Below are 17,448 nucleotides of genomic sequence, written 5' to 3'. Positions count from 1 at the left end.
TCGGTTCCTCACCGTTCGTCGTCTTCGGGGCCGCCGTGGGCGGCGTCTTCGAGTTCGCTCAGCACCTGGTCCTCCACCAGCTCCGCCAGCGCGGCCACGGTGCGGGAGACCAGGACGTCGCGGGGGGTGAGCCTGAGGCCGAAGGCGTCATTGGCCCGGGAGGCGATCAGCAGGGCGCGCATCGAGTCCCCGCCCAGCAGGTAGTAGTCCTCCTCCACGCCCACGGCCGTCTGCAGGACCTCGGCCCAGATGGCGGCCACCGCCTCCTCGGTGGGCGTGCGCGGCGCCACCCGGCCGACCGGGTCCTCCGCCTCGGCCGGCACCGGCGCGGGCAGGGCCGCCCGGTCGGTCTTGCCGTTCTCGGTGAGCGGGAAGCGGTCCAGGAGCGCGAACGCCGAGGGGACCATGTACCCGGGCAGGGTGCGGGCGGCCAGCGCGCGCAGCTCGGCGCCCGCGGGCGGTTCGGCGCCGGGGGCCACCAGCAGGTGGGCGACCAGGCGCGGCAGCCCCGGCTCGTCCTCCCGCACGCTCACCACGGCGTCCAGCACGGCCGGGTGACGCACCAGCGCCGCCTCGACCTCGCCCGCCTCGATCCGGTGGCCGTGCAGCTTGAGCTGGTGGTCGGTGCGGCCCAGGTAGTGCAGCTCGCCGCGGGAGTCGCGGCGCACCAGGTCGCCGGTGCGGTACATCCGGGTACCGGGGGGACCGAAGGGGTCGGCGGTGAAGCGGGCGGCGGTCAGGCCCGGGCGGCCCAGGTAGCCGCGCGCCAGCGTCGGTCCGCTGAGCCACAGGTCGCCGGCCACGCCGTCGGCGACCGGCCGCAGCCTGGCGTCGAGGACGTAGGCGCCGGTGGCGGGCAGCGGGCGGCCGATCGGCGGGGCGGCCCCGTCCGGTTCCAGCGGCGCGGACCAGGTGGCGACCACGGTGGCCTCGCTGGGCCCGTAGGAGTTGACCATGCGGTGGTGCGGGGCCCAGCGGGCGACCAGGTCGGGCCCGCAGGCCTCGGCGCCGACCACCAGGGTCTTCAGGTCGGGCAGGGTGCCCGGGGCGCCGGCGGGCAGGGTGGCGAGGGCGGCCGGCGGCAGCAGCGTGTGGGTGATCCGCTCCGCCCGCAGCACCTCGGCCAGGTGGGCGCCGAGCAGCGGGCCGGGGGCGGGGACCACCAGCCGGGCGCCCTGGGGCAGGGACATGCACAGTTCCAGCACCGAGGCGTCGAAGCTGGGCGTGGCGAAGGCCAGCACCCGGTCGCCCGGGGCCACCCGGTAGTGCTCGGCCTCGGCCGCGGCGAACACCGCGAGCCCGCGGTGGGTGACCACCACTCCCTTGGGGGTGCCGGTGGAGCCGGAGGTGTAGATCACGTAGGCCGGGTCGTCCAGGTCGAGCGGGCGGATCCGGTCGGTGTCGGTGGGCCGGTGGCCGGGGACCCCCTGCGGTGGCGCGGTCAGCAGGTCGGCGACCTCCTTGGCGTCGAGGGTGAGCGCGGGGGCCGCGTCGCGCAGCATCAGCTCGACCCGCTCCTCCGGATAGCCGGGGTCGACCGGCAGGAAGGCGGCGCCGGCCTTGGCGACCGCGAGCTGGGCCAGCACCATGTCCGCCGAGCGCGGCAGCAGCAGGGCGACCAGGTCGCCGGGGCCCGCGCCGCGGGCGATCAGCCGGTGCGCCAGCCGGTTGGCCCGCGCCTCGACCTCGGCGAAGCTCAGCTCCAGGCCGGGCGCGCTCAGCGCCGGTGCGCCGGGCCGGCGGTCCACGGCCGCCTCGACCAGGACCGGCAGGGCGGCCGGGGTCACCGGGCCCAGCGCCGGGCGCACCGGGCCGCGCAGCACCCTGGTCCGCTCCTCGGGCGGCAGGACGTCGACCTCGTCCAGCCGGAGGGCGCCGTCCGAGGCGGCCAGCGCGGACAGGGTGTGCAGCAGCTGCCCGGCCAGCGAACCGGCCGTGCCAGGATCGAAGTACCGTGGGTCGTAACCGAGTTCCACACTGAGCCGGTCGCCGGGCGAAACGACCACGGTGAGCGGGTAGTTGGTGGCCTCCCTGGCCTCCAGTCCGTGGATCAGCAGACCGTTGGCGCCGGCCGTCGCATCGCCGACCGGGTAGTTCTCGAAGACCACCAGACTGTCGAACATCCCCGTCCCGGGGGGCAGTTCGCTCAGCGCGCCCAGCTCGGCCAGCGGCACGTGGTCGAACCGGCGGTCCTCGGCCCGTCCCTCCTGCACCGCGCGCAGCCAGGCGTCGCAGCGCGCGCCGCCGTCGACCGCGACCAGCGCGGGCAGGGTGGTGATGAAGAGGCCGACGACGGTGTCGGCGCCGGTCAGGTCGGTCGGCCGACCTGAGACGGTGGTGCCGAAGCAGACCCGCTGCTCACCGCTCCAGCGCGACAGCAGCAGCGACCAGGCGCCCTGCACCAGGGTGTTGACGGTCAGCCGGTGCCGGCGGGCGAACTCCTGGAGCCGCGCCGTCCCGTCCTCGCCGAGCCGCTGCGACAGCCAGACCCCGGAGCGGGCCGTGGCGCCCCGGGCGGGCCTGCGGTCGTAGGGCAGCGCGGTGGGCGTGGCGAGGTCCGCCAGGACGCCCCGCCAGTGCTCCACCGCACGGCCGGTGTCGCGGGCGGCGAGCCAGGCGGCGTAGTCCGCGAAGGGTCGGCGCTCGGGCAGGGCCGGCTGCTCGCCGCGGGCGAGCGCGGCGTGGGCGGCCAGCACGTCCGACAGGACCTGGAAGACGCTCCACCCGTCCAGCAGCACGTGGTGGAAGGTCCACACCACCCGCACCGCGTCCGGTCCGAGCCGGACCAGGTCGAGCCGCAGCAGCGGGGCCCGGTCCAGGGGCAGCGGACGACCCCGGCCCTCGTCGAGCAGCCGCTCCAGCTCCGCCGCGCGCCGGTCCTCCGTCAGGCTGCTCCAGTCGTGTTCGGTGACCGGCAGCGCCACCTCGCGGTGCACCAGCTGCAGCGGCACCGGTACGTCCCGCAGGGCCACCGAGGTGCGCAGCACCGGGGTGCGGTCGACCACGTGCTGCCAGGCCGCGGCCAGCAGCCCGGGGTCGCGGGCGCCGTCCAGCACGAAGGTGAGCTGCTCGACGTACATGCCGTGCTCCGCCTCGTCCAGGCCGTGCACGACCATGCCGGTCTGGGTGGGCGTCAGCGGATAGACGTCCACCACGTCCCGTCCGGTGCCGACCAGCCGGTCGACCGCCGCCTGGTCCAGGGCGGCCAGCGGGAAGTCGGACGGGGTGCGGCCCCCCGCACCCGGCTCGGCGCAGTGCCGGACGATCTCCCGCAGCTCCTGCGCCAGTTCGGCCGCCAGCCGGGCGACGGTCCCGCGCCGGTGCAGCTCCCGGGAGTACGACCAGGTGAACGTGAGCCTCCCGTCGCTCACCTGCCCGAGGACGTCCAGCAGGTGCGGGCGCTCGGCCGTGCGGTCCATGCCGCCGGCGAGCGGGCCGTACGGCGCGTGCAGCAGGCCGCCGGTGGGACCGTTCCAGTCCTGCCGGCCCAGGTAGTTGAAGCCGATCTGCGGCAGCCCGGGCAGCTGCGGACCGGCCCCGGGCCGCAGGTACCGGAGCGCGCCGTAGCCGACTCCGCCGCGCGGCACGGCCCGCAGGCTCTCCTTGACCGCCTTCAGCGCGGTGCCGGTGTCCGCGTCCCCGGGCACGTCCAGGGCGACCGGGTACACCGTGGTGAACCAGCCGACGGTCCTGGCCAGGTCGACGTCCTCGAACAGTTCCTCGCGGCCGTGGCCCTCCAGTGCCACCGCCACCCGGTCCCGTCCGGTCCAGCGGGCCAGCACCCGGCCGAGCGCGCAGAGCAGGACGTCGTTGACCCGGGTGCGGTAGACCTCGGGCACCTCCTGCAGCAGTCGCCGGGTCTCCTCGGCGTCCAGGCCGACGGTCAGCGTCTCCTCGACCGCGCCGGTGTTGGCGCCGCTGCCGTCGGTCGGCAGCGGGGCCGTGCCGGCGCCCCGGTCGAGGTCCTGCCAGTGGGCGAGTTCCTGGTCGAAGCCGCCGGCGGCGGCGTGCGCGGCGAGCCGCTGGGCCCAGGCCCGGAAGGAGGTGCTCTTGGCCCCGAGGTCGGGTCCCCGGCCCGCGCACAGGGCGCGGTAGGCGGTGTCCAGGTCCTCCAGGATCAGCCGCCAGGAGACCGCGTCCACCACCAGGTGGTGCGCGGCCAGCAGCAGGACCGGGTGCTGCTCGCCGCCGGGGCGGCACAGCGCCGCCCGCAGCAGCGGCCCGGTGGCCAGGTCGAAGCCGCCGGCCAGCTCCTCGGCCAGGTCGCGCAGCCGGGCGGCGGTCGCGGCGGGCTCGTCGGCGGGCAGGTGGTGCACCCGGAGGCCGACCGGCGCGCCGCCGGGCGCGACGCCGTACTGGCGCCACCGCCCGGGTCCGGCCTCCTCGAACCGCAGGCGCAGCGCGTCGTGCTGCGCCAGGACGGCGGTCAGGGCGGCGCGCAGCAGGGTCTCGTCGGTGTCCGCCGCGAGCTGGTAGGAGACCGCCTGGGTGAAGCGGGCGTCGCCCCCGAGGGTGTCGAACAGCCAGTGCTGGACCGGGGTGAGCGCGACCTCGCCCACCACCGCGCCCTGCTCGGCGACCACCGCGGTGACCGGCGCCTCCTCGGCGGCCAGGGCGAGTTCGGCCAGGGTCTGGTGGGCGAACAGGTGCCGGGGGGTCAGCGCCAGCCCGGCCCGACGGGCCGCCGAGACGATCTGGATGCCCAGGATCGAGTCGCCGCCGAGCGCGAAGTAGTTGTCGTCCGCGCTCACGTCGGGCACGCCCAGCACCTCGGACCAGATGGCGGCGAGGGTCCGCTCCGCGTCGGTGCGCGGCGGCCGGTCGCCGCCCGCGCCCGGCGCGGGCAGCGCCGGCGCGACCTGCCCCGGCGCGCTCGGTACCGGCGCGGGCAGCGCGTCGGCGGAGCGTTCGAGCGGCCCGCGGCCCCGGCCGGGCTCCGGCAGCGGCTCCGGCAGCGGCAGGTCGGCCAGCGGGCGGTCCAGGTCGTCCGCCATCGCCGCCAGCAGTGTCCGCAGGCCTGCCCCGACCTCCTCGACGGTGGCGGCGTCGAAGGCGGCCGGGTCGTAGTCGAGGTTGACCGTCAGGGCGTCACCGGGCACCACCGCCACGCTGAGCGGGTAGTTGGTCGGTTCGACGTCCCGTTCCGCCTCGACGGCCAGGCCGTGCCGGGTCGCCGCGGCCGCGTCGAACGGGTAGTTCTCGAAGACCAGGATGCTGTCGAACAGGGCGGTCCCGCCCGGTACTTCGCTCCAGGTCTGCAGCTGCGCCAGCGAGACGGAGTCGTGCCGCCGCGCCTCCGACTGCGCGGCCTGCAGCTCGCCCAGCCAGTCCAGCAGCCGGCGCCGCCGGTCCACCCGCACCCGGGTCGGCTGGGTGTTGATGAACAGGCCGACCATCGAGGTCACCCCGGCGAGGTCGGCGGGCCGCCCGGAGACGATGGTGCCGAACACCACGTCCTCGCCCCCGCCGTAGCCGGACAGCAGCAGCGCCCAGGCGCCCTGCAGCAGGGTGTTGACGGTCAGTCCGGCCTGCTGGGCCGCCTCCCGCACCCGCACCGACACAGCGGTGTCGAGGGTCATCCGCACCGACGCGGAGGAGGAGCTGCGGTGGGCCCCGGCGGGCTGCCGGTCCCGGGGCAGTGCGGTGGGGGCCCGGAACCCGGCCAGGGTCCCGCGCCAGTACCGCTCGGCCCCGGCCGCGTCCTGCCCGGCCAGCCAGCGCAGGTAGTCGCCGAAGGGGGCGCGCTCGGGCAGGCTCGGGCGGCGCCCGGAGGTCAGCGCGGCGTACCGCTCGCACACCTCGTCGAAGACCTGGGCCGCGCTCCACCCGTCCAGCAGGACGTGGTGGAAGGTCCACACCAGCCGGACCCGGGTCGGCGAGAGCCGGATCAGGGCCAGCCGCATCAGCGGCGCGGTGCTCAGGTCGAGACCGGCCTGCCGGTCCTCGGCGAGCAGCCGGGCCGTCCCCCGCTCCAGTTCCTCGGCCGTCTGCCCGGTCCAGTCGTGCCGGGTCACCGGGACGGTGGCCCGCTGCTGGACCAGCTGGAGCGGCTCGGCGCTCTCCTGCCAGCTCAGCCGGGTGCGCAGGACCGGGTTGGCGTCCACCGCGTGCTGCCAGGCCTCGGCCAGGGCGTCCGGGTCGGTGACCCCGGACAGCACCAGCTGCACCTGGTTGACGTAGGTGCTGCCCTCCGGCTCCAGCAGGTTGTGGAAGAGCATGCCCGCCTGCATCGGCGTCAGCGGGTAGACGTCGGCGACGGCCCGCCCGTCCCCGACGACCCGGTCGACGGCCGCCTGGTCCAGCCGGGCCAGCGGGAAGTCGGAGGGGGTGCGGCCGCCGGCCGCCGGGTCGGCGCAGTGGACGAGGATCTCCTCCAGCGCGCGCAGCATGCCCCGGGCGAGCCCGGTGACGGTCTGCTCCCGGTGCCGTCCGCTGCTGTAGTGCCAGTCGATCTCCAGTCGGCCGTCCTCGACCCGGGCCACCACGTCCAGCAGGTGCGGGCGCTCCGTGCCGGGCGCCTCCGCGCCGCCGAGGCCGCCGGGGACCGCGCCGACCAGGGCGGCGCCCTCGGCGGACCAGTCGAACCGGCCCAGGTAGTTGAAGCTGATCCCGGCGGTCGCCGCGCCGGCGAGCCGTCCGTCCCGGGCCAGGTACCGCAGGGCGCCGTAGCCCAGGCCCCGGTCGGGCACCGCCCGGAGCTGCTCCTTCACCGACTTCAGCGCGGTGCCCCAGTCCCCCTCCGGGACCTCCAGGGCGACCGGGAACAGGGTGGTGAACCAGCCGACGGTGCGGGACAGGTCGACGTCCTCGAACAGCTGGTCCTCCCGGCCGTGCCCCTCCAGGCCGACGGCCACGGTGCGCCGTCCGGTCCACTCGGCCAGCACCCGGCCCAGCGCGGCGAGCAGCACGTCGTCGATCCGGGTGCGGTAGACCCCGGGTACCCGGCGCAACAGTTCGTCGGTGCGCTCCCGGTCCAGCCGGACCGTCACCGCGCGCGCCTCGGCCGCGGTGTTGCCGCCCTCGCCGTCCACCGGCAGCGGTGCCGCGCAGTGCCGGGCGACCGCCTGCCAGTGGGCGCGCTGCTCCGCGAAGCCGCCGTTCCCGGTGTGCGCGCGCAGCCGGCGCGTCCACTCCTGGACCGAGGTGGTGCGGGCGGGCAGCCGCAGCGGCCGGCCCTCCAGGGCCTGCCGGTAGGCGGTCTCCAGGTCCTCCAGCAGCACCCGCCAGGAGACCCCGTCCACCAGCAGGTGGTGGACGGTCAGCAGCAGCCGGTCCGGCCGGGCGCCGCCGGTGGTGAACAGCCGGGCGGTCAGCAGCGGGAGGCGGTCCAGCCGGAACCCGGCGTGCGCCGTCGCCGTCACCCCGGCCTCGGCCTCCTCGGCCGCCGCCGGGTCCAGACCGGCCAGGTCGCAGACGCGCAGCAGCTCGGGGGCGGGGTCCTCGGCGGGGGCGCAGTGCTGCTCCCAGGCGCCGTCCTGGGCCAGGGTGAACCGGGAGCGCAGGGCGTCGTGGTGCGCCCACAGGGCCGTCAGGGCGCGGCGCAGCAGGTCGGGGTCGACCTCGCTGGGCGCCTCCAGCACCACCGACTGGTTGAAGACGGACTCGCCGGAGGTCGGCGCCCGCGCCGGCTGCGGCTCCAGGAACCAGTGCTGAATGGGCGTCAGGCCGACCTCCCCGCTCACCGGTCCGGTGCCGGCCACGGACTCGGCGGTCCCGGCGGCGGCGGCCAGTGCGGCGACCGTGGGACGCCGGAACAGGTCGCGGGGGGTCAGCGCGAGCCCCGCGGCGCGGGCGCGGGAGACGACCTGGATGCTCAGGATCGAGTCGCCGCCCAGCACGAAGAAGTTGTCGTCGACGCCGACCCGGTCCACGCCGAGCAGCTCCGCCCAGATGCCGGCGAGGACCCGCTCGGCCTCGGTGTCCGGGGCGCGGTAGGCGCTGTCCCCGGCCGCCGACCGGTCGGGGGCGGGCAGCCGCCGCCGGTCCACCTTGCCGTTGGCCGTCAGCGGCAGTTCCGCCACCGTGACGAAGGCGGCGGGCAGCATGTAGTCGGGCAGGTCGGCCGCCAGCCGGGCGCGCAGTTCGGTGGCGGACGGAGCCGCGGCGCCCTCCGCCAGGACCAGGTGGGCGGCCAGCCGCTTGCGCCCGCCCTCCTGGTACAGCGACACGACCGCCTCGGCGACCTCCGGGAGGGCGGTGAGCGCGGCCTCGATCTCGGCGGGTTCGATCCGGAACCCGCGGATCTTGATCTGCTCGTCGGTGCGGCCCACGAAGTGCAGTTCGCCGTCCTCGCTCCACCGCGCGGTGTCGCCGGTGCGGTACATCCGGCCCCCGGGCGGCCCGAACGGGTCGGCGACCCAGCGGGCCGCGCTCTCGCCCGGCCGTCCGGCGTAGCCCCGGGCGAGCCCGGCGCCGGCTATGTACAACTCTCCTGCTGTTCCCGGTGGTTGAGGCTGGAGCAGGCCGTCGAGGACATAGACGCGGGTGTTGTCCAGCGGCCGTCCGATGGGCAGCACGGCGGGCAGCGGGTCGCCGGAGCGGAAGATCCGGCGGGTGGCGAAGGTGGTGGTCTCCGTCGGGCCGTAGCCGTCGACGACGGTCAGGCCGGGGCAGGCCTCCAGCACCCGGCGCACCGCCGTGCCCGGCACGGCCTCGCCGCCGGTCCACACCTCCCGGGCGCCGCGCAGGCAGCCGGGGTCCTCCTGGGCGAGCAGCCGGAACAGGCCGGCGGTCAGCCAGAGGCAGTTCACGCCCTGCTCGGTGACGGCTCGGCGGACCACGGCGGCGTCCAGGTCCGCCGGCGGGGCCAGCACGGCGGTGCCGCCGCGCAGCAGCGGCACCCAGACCTCGTAGGTGGCCGCGTCGAAGGCGTGCGGGGAGTGCACCAGCACCCGGTCGTGGCCGGTGAAGGCCCGGTCCAGGGCGAGCGCGGCCACGTCCCGCTGGCGCACCGCGACGCCCTTGGGGGCGCCGGTCGAGCCGGAGGTGAACATCAGGTACTGGAGGTTGTCGGGACGGACCGCCGGGGCGACGGCCGCTCCGCCCGGCTCCGGCCGGGCCTCGGCGCCGGGTCCGTCCACCCGCAGCACGCCCTCGCCGGGGCACAGCTCGCGGGCCGTCGGCGCCCAGGCCGCGTCGGTGAGCAGCAGCTCCGCACCGGCCCCGGCCAGCATCCGGCGCAGCCGCTCGCGCGGCGCCCGGCCGTCCAGCGGCACGTACACCCCGCCGGTGCGGACCAGGGCCAGCTGGGCGACGATCAGTTCGACGGAACGGTCCATCAGCACGGCGACCGGGCGTTCCGCCCGCACGCCGAGCGCGGCCAGCCGGTCGGCCAGGGCCGCGGCCCTGGTGTCGAGGTCGCGGTAGCTCAGCGTCTCGGAGCCGGCCTCCAGCGCGGTCGCCCCGGGCGTGCGGCGGACCTGCTCGGCGAAGAGCTCGGCGACGCTGCGGTCGGGCAGCTCGGTGGCGGTGTCGTTCCAGGCGTCGAGCACCTGCGCGCGCCCCTCGGCGGTCAGCAGCGGCAGCCGCGCGGGCGGCAGCAGGCCCCCCTCGGGCATCCCCGCCAGCAGCACCGTCAGCTGTCCGGCCAGCCGCCGCGCCGTGCCGGCCTCGAACAACTGCGGGTCGTAGCAGAGCCGCAGGGACAGCTCGGGCCCCGGGTAGGCCACCAGGCTCAGCGGGTAGTTGGTGGTCTCGATGCCCTCCAGACCGCTCAGCCGCAGACCGTGGGCGGCGGCGAGGTCGTCGTCCACCGGGTAGTTCTCGAAGACCACGATGCTGTCGAACAGGGCGACCCGCTCGGGCAGGCCGGTGAAGGTCCGCATCCGGGTCAGCGGGACGTAGTCGAACCGCCGGTCCTCGCTCTGGTCCTGCTGCAGCCGGCGCAGCCAGTCGAGCAGGGTGCCCTCGGCCGGCACCGCGGCCCGGGTGGGCAGGGTGGTGATGAACAGGCCGGTCATGGCCTCGGACCCGGGCAGCTCGGGCGGCCGCCCGGAGACGGTGGTGCCGAACACCACCTCCTCCCGGCCCGTCTGACGGCCCAGCAGCAGCGCCCAGGCTCCCTGGACCAGCGTGTTCAGGGTGAGTCCCGAGGTCCTCGCCAGCTCCTCCAGGGCCCGGGTGGCGGCCTCGGGCAGGCTGACCCGTACCGCCTGGGTGGACTCCGCGCGGTGGCTCTGGCGCGGCTCTCGGTCCCAGGGCAGCGGCGTGGCCTCGGTCAGGCCGGCCAGCCGGTCCTGCCAGTGCCGCTCGGCCCGCTCCCAGTCGCGCTCGCGCAGCCAGGCCACGTAGTCGCGGTAGGGACGGCGGTCCGGCAGGGTGTCCGGCGGGAGGTCCGTGGCGGCCGCCCCGTCCCCGGACCGGGCGGCGTGGCAGGCGAAGACGTCCGACAGCACCTGGAACAGGCTCCAGCCGTCCAGGACCAGGTGGTGGAAGGACCACACCACACGCACCGCCGTGTCGGAGATCCGGGCCAGCACCAGCCGCTGGAGCGGGGCCTGCGCCAGGTCGATGCCGCGCGCGCGGTCGCGGTCCAGCAGGTCGCCCAGCCGGGCCCGGCGCTCGTCCTCGGTCAGCTCCCGCCAGTCCGGCCGGTCGACCGGCACCGGGGCGTGGCGCTGGACCACCAGCAGCGGCTCCGGCACGTCCTGCCAGACGACGCGCCCGCGCAGCACCGCGGTGCGGTCGGTCACCTGCTGCCAGGCCCCGGCCAGCAGCTCCGGATCGGGCACGCCCTCCAGGACGAAGGACAGCTGCTGGAAGTAGACACCGCTGTCCTCCTGGGAGAGGCCGTGGAAGAGCATGCCGGCCTGGGTCGGCGTCAGCGGCAGGACGTCCTCCACGTCGCCCGGACCGGCGCCCGTGATCCGGTCCACGGCGGCCTGGTCGAGCCGGGCCAGCGGGAAGTCGGACGGGGTCCGCCCGCCCGCGCCCGGCCCTGCCGCGTACCGGGCGAGGTCGGCCAGGGCCTCGGCGTACCGCTCGGCCAGGGCCGCGACGGTGGCCGCCCGGTACCGCCGGTCCGAGTAGAACCAGGTGAACTCCAGCTCCTCGCCGTCGAGCTGCCCGACGACCTCCAGCGCGTGCGGCCGTTCCGCCAGCGGGTCGGCGTCCAGTTCCAGCGAGCGGAATGCGCCGCGGTACAGCCCGTCCGGGCTCTGCGGGAATCCCATCCGCCCCAGGTAGTTGAAGCTGACCTGGGCGGCCGGGACCCCGGGCTCCGTCCCCAACCGGCCGAGGCCGTGCAGCAGGTCGTGGCCCAGGCCGTGCCGGGGGACGGCGCGCAGCTGCTCCTTGACCTGCTTGAGCACCGCGTCCCAGCCCGCCTGCGCGGGCACGGCGAGGGCCACCGGGTGCCGGGTGGTGAACCAGCCGACGGTGCGGCTGAGGTCGAGGTCGGCGAAGAGCTCCTCGCGGCCGTGCCCCTCGACGTCCACCAGCACCCGGTCCTGCCCGCTCCACCCGCACAGCACCCGGCCCAGCGCGCCCAGCAGGACGTCGTTGGCGCGGGTGCGGTAGGTGTCGGGCAGGGTGCGCAGCAGGACGGCGGTGTCCGCCCGGCTCAGCCGCACGGTCACCGAGCGGGCCGAGGCGTAGGTGTCGGTGCCCTCCAGGTCGGCCGGGAGCGGGGGCAGCGCGGCCGGAACCGCCCGCGACCAGTACTCCGTCTCGTCGTCGAAGCCGCCGTCGGCGGCGTAGGCGCTCAGCCGCCGGGCCCAGGCGCGCAGCGGCGAGGACGGGGCCGGCAGGGCGTCCGCCCCGTCGCCGCCCGCGCGGCGGGCGCGGTAGGCCAGGTCGAGGTCCTCCAGCAGCACCCGCCAGGAGACCCCGTCCACCACCAGGTGGTGGACGGCCAGGTGCAGCACCGGTGGCCGGCCGGGTCCCCGGTCGTGCAGCACGGCCCGCAGCAGCGGCCCCTGGCCCAGCTCGAACGGGCCGAAGTGCGGAGTGTCGGTGTCCGGGCCGGTGTGGCGGGCCAGGGCGAGCCGGGGGGCCCGTTCCTCGATCCACCACCGCACGGCCTCGGCGCCGGTCCGGGTACCCTCGCGGGCCGGGAAGCCGGAGCGCAGGGCCTCGTGGTGGGCGACCAGGTCGTTCAGCGCGTCCTCCAGCGCCGCCGGGTCCAGGTCCTCGGGCAGCTGGACGGAGAGCGCCTGGGCGAAGTGGCCCGCGCGCCCGGCCGCACGGTCGAACCACCAGCGCTGAATGGGCGTCAGGGGGGCCGCGCCGACGGCGGCCACCGCGGCGGGAGCGGCGGGCAGCAGCGGGCCGGCGTCGTCCGCGCACCGGGCGAGGGCGGCGACCGTCTGGTGCTGGTAGACGTCCCGGGAGGTCAGCGACAGGCCCGCCTGCCGCGCGCGGGCCACCACCTGGATGCTGAGGATCGAGTCGCCGCCGAGCTGGAAGAAGTTGTCGTCCGCGCCGACCCGGTCCACCCCCAGGATGTCCGCCCAGATCGCGGCGAGGGCCTGCTCGGCGGGGGTGCGCGGTGCGACGTGGCGCACGGTGTGCGCGGCCGGTCCCGGATCGGGGAGCCGTCCCCGGTCCAGCTTGCCGTTGGTGGTGAGCGGCAGCGCGGGCAGCACCAGGACGGCCGAGGGGACCAGGTAGTCGGGCAGCGTGAGGCCGAGTGCCCGGCGCACGGCCTCGGGCTCCACCCGGGCCTGCGGGACGGGGACCACGTAGCCGACCAGGCGCCGGTTGCCGCCGCTCTCGTGGACGGTGGCGGCCGCCTGGGCCACGCCCTCGCAGCCGCTCAGGGCCTCCTCCACCTCGCCCAGCTCGATCCGGAAGCCGCGGACCTTGACCTGCTGGTCGATCCGGCCGACGTACTCCAGCTCGCCGTCGGCGCTCCACCGCACCAGGTCCCCGGTGCGGTACATCCGCCCCCCGGCCGTCCCCGGCGCGGCGTACGGGTCGGCGACGAACCGGGCGGCGGTCAGCCCGGGACGCCGCAGGTAGCCGCGCGCCAGGCTGCCGCCCCCGAGGTACAGCTCGCCGGTCACGCCCGGGGGCTGCGGGCGCAGTGCGCCGTCGAGGACGTAGACCCGGGTCGGCGCCAGCGGCCTGCCGATCGGCGGCGCCTGGTCCGGCGCCTCGGCGCCGGCGAACCAGGCGGTGGCGTACACGGTGGCCTCGGTGGGGCCGTAGACATTGGCGATGCCGCACCCGGGCAGGGCCTCCCGCAGGTCGCGCACCACCTGGGCGGGGAGCGCCTCGCCGGCCAGCACCACGGTGTCCGCCACCACCGGAGCCGTGCCCCCGGCGAACAGCCGGGAGATCACCGAGGGCACGCCGCTGACCAGCCCGACCCGCCGCCGGACCGGCTCCTCGGCCAGGGCGGACAGGTCGGCGACCACCTCGACGCTGCCGCCGACCAGCAGCGGGCAGAGCAGCTCGAAGACCGAGACGTCGAAGTTGAGCGAGGTGGAGGCGATCACGTGGGCCAGCCCGCCGGAGCCGAACCGCTCCGCCGCCCAGGCGGCCAGTCCGACGACACTGCGGTGGGTGACCACCACGCCCTTGGGCCGACCGGTCGACCCCGAGGTGTAGATGACGTAGGCGGGGTGGTCCGGCAGCAGCGGACCGAGCCGGTCGGCGTCGGTCAGGTCGGCGTCGGTCAGGTCGGCGTCGGTCAGGTCGGCCTCGTCGGCGCCCCGGAGCCCGGCGTCGGGAGCGGCACAGTCCTCCAGGATCAGCGCGGCGCAGCCCTCGGGCAGCGCGGTCGCCGTCTCCCGGGTGGCGACGACCAGCGCGGGCCGGGCGTCCTCCAGCATCAGCCGGATCCGCTCGGCCGGGTAGCCCGGGTCCACCGGGAGGTAGGCCGCGCCCGACTTCAGCACCGCCCAGAGCGCCGACGGCAGTTCGGCGGAGCGCGGCAGGCAGAGCGCGACCAGGCGCTCCGGGCCGGCGCCGCGGGAGACCAGCAGCCGGGCGAGGCGGTTGGCGCGCCGGTTGACCTCGGCGTAGTCCAGCCCCGCCGGGGCGCGGCGGACGGCGGTCCGGTCGGGGGTCCGGGCCACCTGCGCCTGGAACAGCTCGGGCAGCGTGGTGTCGGGGCGGTCCGCCCGGCCCGGCCCGGCCGGGTTCCAGGAGTCGAGCAGGGTGCGCTGCTCCTCCTCGGAGAGCATGGGCAGTTCGGCCAGCCGGCGCTGCGGTCCCTCCGCCATCCCGGCCAGCAGGCGGTGCAGGTGACCGGAGATCCGGGCCACGGTCCGCGCCTCGAACAGGTCGGTGTTGTACTCGACGGTCAGCGCGCAGCCGCCCCCGGGCTCCGGCGCGAACTCCAGGACCAGGTCGAAGCGGGCGGCCGGGCGGGGCAGCGGGTGGTCCTCGAACCGCAGCCCGCCGGCCGGCGGCAGGGTGGCGGCAGCGGCCTGCTGGACGACGAGCACCTGCACCAGCGGGGTGCGGCTCGGGTCCCGGGGCGGGGCCAGCTCCTCCACCACCCGGCCGAACGGGACCCCGGCGTGCGCGAAGGCGTCCAGCACGGTCGTCCGCATGCTCTCGACGAACCGGTCGACGGTGGCCGCCTCGTCCACGTCGCCGCGCAGCACGACGGTGTTGGCGAAGAAGCCGGTCACCTCCTCCAGCTCCCGGCGGTCCCGCCCGGTGGTGACCGTCCCGAACGCCACGTCCCGCTGGCCGGAGTAGCGCGAGAACAGCAGCGCGGACGCCCCGGCGAACAGGGTGAACACCGTGGTGCCGCGGCCTGCCGCGAGGTGCCGCAGCCGGGCCACCAGCTCCGCCGGGAGCCGGTGCCGGTGCGCGGCGCCGGAGGTGGTCCGCAGCGCGGGCCGGGGCCGGTCCGTGGGCAGTTGCAGCTGCTGCAGCCCGGACAGGCAGCGCTTCCAGTACCTGAGGTCCTCGGCCTCCCCGGGGACCGGCCGGCCCTGCTCCCACACCGCGAAATCGGGGTACTGGAGGGCCGGGGCGGGCAGCCCGTCCGGCTCGCCGGAGACCTCCGCGTGGTAGAGCGCGGCCAGTTCACGGGTGAGGATGCCCACCGACCAGCCGTCGGTGATGATGTGGTGCTGCCCCAGCAGCAGCAGGTGCTCCTCGTCGGCGAGCCGGACCAGCAGCGCTCGGGCCAGCGGACCGTCCGTCAGGTCGTAGGGGCGGCTCAGCTCCTCGGTCAGCAGCTGCTCGACGGCCTCGGCCCGCCGCTCGGCCGGCAGGTCGCCGAGGTCCGCCGTGCGCAGCGGCAGGGCGGCCTGCGCCGCGATCCGCTGCACGCCCTGCCCGTCGACCGTGCCGAACGTGGTCCGCAGCGAGTCGTGCCGGGCGACGAGCCGCCGCAGGGCCCGGCGCAGCGCCTCCGGGTCAGGTGCGCCGAGCAGCCGCAGGGCCACCCCGGTGTTGTACTCCGCCGCGCCGGCGCCGAGGTCGTCCAGGAACCACAGCCGCCGCTGGGCGCTGGACAGCGGCAGCGGCACCTCGCGCGGGGCCGGCGGGATGGGCTCCGGCGGAGCGGCGGCGGGCTGGGCGCCCAGCAGCCGGGCCAGGGCGGCGACGGTGCGCGCGGTGAAGACGTCCCGCAGGGTGAGCCGCACGCCCAGCTCCTCCCTGACCCGGGTCAGGGTCCGGGCCGCGAGGATCGAGTCACCGCCCAGCTCGAAGAAGTCCTCGCCCGCGCCGACCGACCCGACGCCCAGGACCTGCGCCCAGATGGCGGCCAGGGAGCGCTCCCGCCCGGTGAGCGGTGCCGCGGGGCCGGCCGCGGCCTGCCGGACGGGCGCGGGCAGCGCCCGCCGGTCGATCTTGTGCTGCGGGGTGAGCGGCAGCGCCGCCAGCACGACGACCACGGACGGCACCATGTGGGCCGGCAGGGCGGCGGCCAGGGCCGTGCGCAGCGCCGCGGGGTCCGGGTCCCGGTCCGGGTCGGCGGGGGTGACGTAGCCGACCAGCCGCTCGCGGCCGGGCTCGTCCTCGCGGACCACGACCACGGCCTCGCCGACGGCGCCGTTCCGCCGCAGGGCGGCCTCGATCTCCCCCGGTTCGATCCGGAAGCCCCGGAGCTTCACCTGCCGGTCGAGACGCCCGAGGAACTCCACCTCCCCGTCGGCGGTCCAGCGCGCCCGGTCACCGGTGCGGTAGAGCCGGGCGCCGGGCGCTCCGAAGGGGTCGGCGACGAAGCGGGCGGCGGTCAGGCCCGCGCGGTTCAGGTAGCCGCGCGCCACGGCGTCGCCACCGATGTACAACTCCCCGTCGGTGCCGGGTGGTTGGGGGCGCATCGCCGCATCGAGGACGTACACCCGGGTGTGCGGCAGGGCGCCGCCGATGGTCGGCGTGCCGGACCCGGCCGACAGCGGCCCGGTCCAGGTGGCGACGATGGTGGCCTCGGTGGGCCCATAGGAGTTGATCATGCGGCGGCCGGGCGCCCAGCGGTCGACCAGCGCGGCCGGGCAGGCCTCGGCCCCGACGATCAGCGTGCGCAGGTGGCGGGCGGCGGCTTCCCCCCCGGCCCCCTCCCCGGCGGCCGGGGCGGGGAGGGTGGCCAGGGCGGCCGGCGGGATCAGCGCGTGCGTGATGCCGTGTTCGTCCAGGACGGCGGCGAGTTCCTCGCCCAGCCAGGGGCCGTCCGGGGGCACCACCAGGGTGGCGCCGGAGAGCACGGAGATGAAGAGCTCCAGCACGGAGGCGTCGAAGCTGGGCGAGGAGAACTGCAGCACGCGGTCACCGGGCCGCACCGCGTAGCGCTCGATGGCGGCGGCGGTGAACCCGCCGATGCCGCGGTGGGTGACGGCCACGCCCTTCGGCGTCCCGGTGGAGCCCGAGGTGTAGATCACGTACGCGGTGTGGTCGGCGCTGACCGCCGGAGCGGGGAGGCCGCCCCCGCCGGTCTCGTCCCCGTCCGCGGCGTCCCCGTCCGCCGCGCCCCCGTCCGCCGCGTCCAGCACCGCGCGGACGAAGGCCGGGTCGTCGAGGGTGGCCGCGGGCGCCGCGTCGGCGAGCATCAGCGCCCGCCGCTCGGCGGGATAGGCGGGGTCCACGGGCAGGAAGGCGGCGCCCGTGCGCGCGACGGCCAGCTCCGCCGCGATCAGCTCCATCGAGCGCGGCAGGACCAGCGCCACCGTCCGCTCCGGACCGGCGCCGCGCCGCAGCAGGTGGCCGGCCAGCAGGTCGGCCCGGGCCGCCAGTTCCCGGTAGGTCCAGCTGCGCCGGCCGTCGGTCACCGCGGGCGCGTCCGGGGTCCGGGTCACCCACGCGGCGAACAGCTCACCGAGCGTCGGGTACCCCGGCGCCGGGTCCGCGCCGCTCTGCTGCGGCCCAGCGGCGTCGGCGGACTGCGGCAGGGTGGACGCGGGTACGGGCTGGTCGGCCATGAATGGGGTCCTTCCGGGTGGGAGGAGCGGCGCGGACGGCGGAGGCGGGCAGGCAGCCTCGGGCCCACGCACGGCAGCGGTGCGGGTCGGTACGGGTGGCGCCCGTCGCTACGGGCGGACGGGC

General features: G+C 76.8%; 1 protein-coding gene. It reads right to left on the bottom strand.

Features of this window, described 5'->3' with window-relative positions; all coding sequences use genetic code 11:
* Positions 1 to 8: 8 nt before the first annotated feature.
* Positions 9 to 17,324, bottom strand: coding sequence for a non-ribosomal peptide synthetase (locus BS75_RS36785; protein ID WP_034091315.1), 17,316 nt, complete (start codon positions 17,322 to 17,324; stop codon positions 9 to 11).
* Between the last annotated feature and the right edge of the window lie 124 nt (positions 17,325 to 17,448).

The organism is Streptacidiphilus albus JL83, assembly GCF_000744705.1.
Classification (GTDB): Bacteria; Actinomycetota; Actinomycetes; order Streptomycetales; family Streptomycetaceae; genus Streptacidiphilus; species Streptacidiphilus albus.
Note: the sequence above shows the minus strand (reverse complement) of the source record. Positions and strands in the feature narration are given on the sequence as shown.

What these genes read in the sequence shown, in the direction of transcription:
- BS75_RS36785 (WP_034091315.1), bottom strand. Translation starts at nt 17,324, where the DNA reads ATGGCCGACCAGCCCGTACCCGCGTCCACCCTGCCGCAGTCCGCCGAC.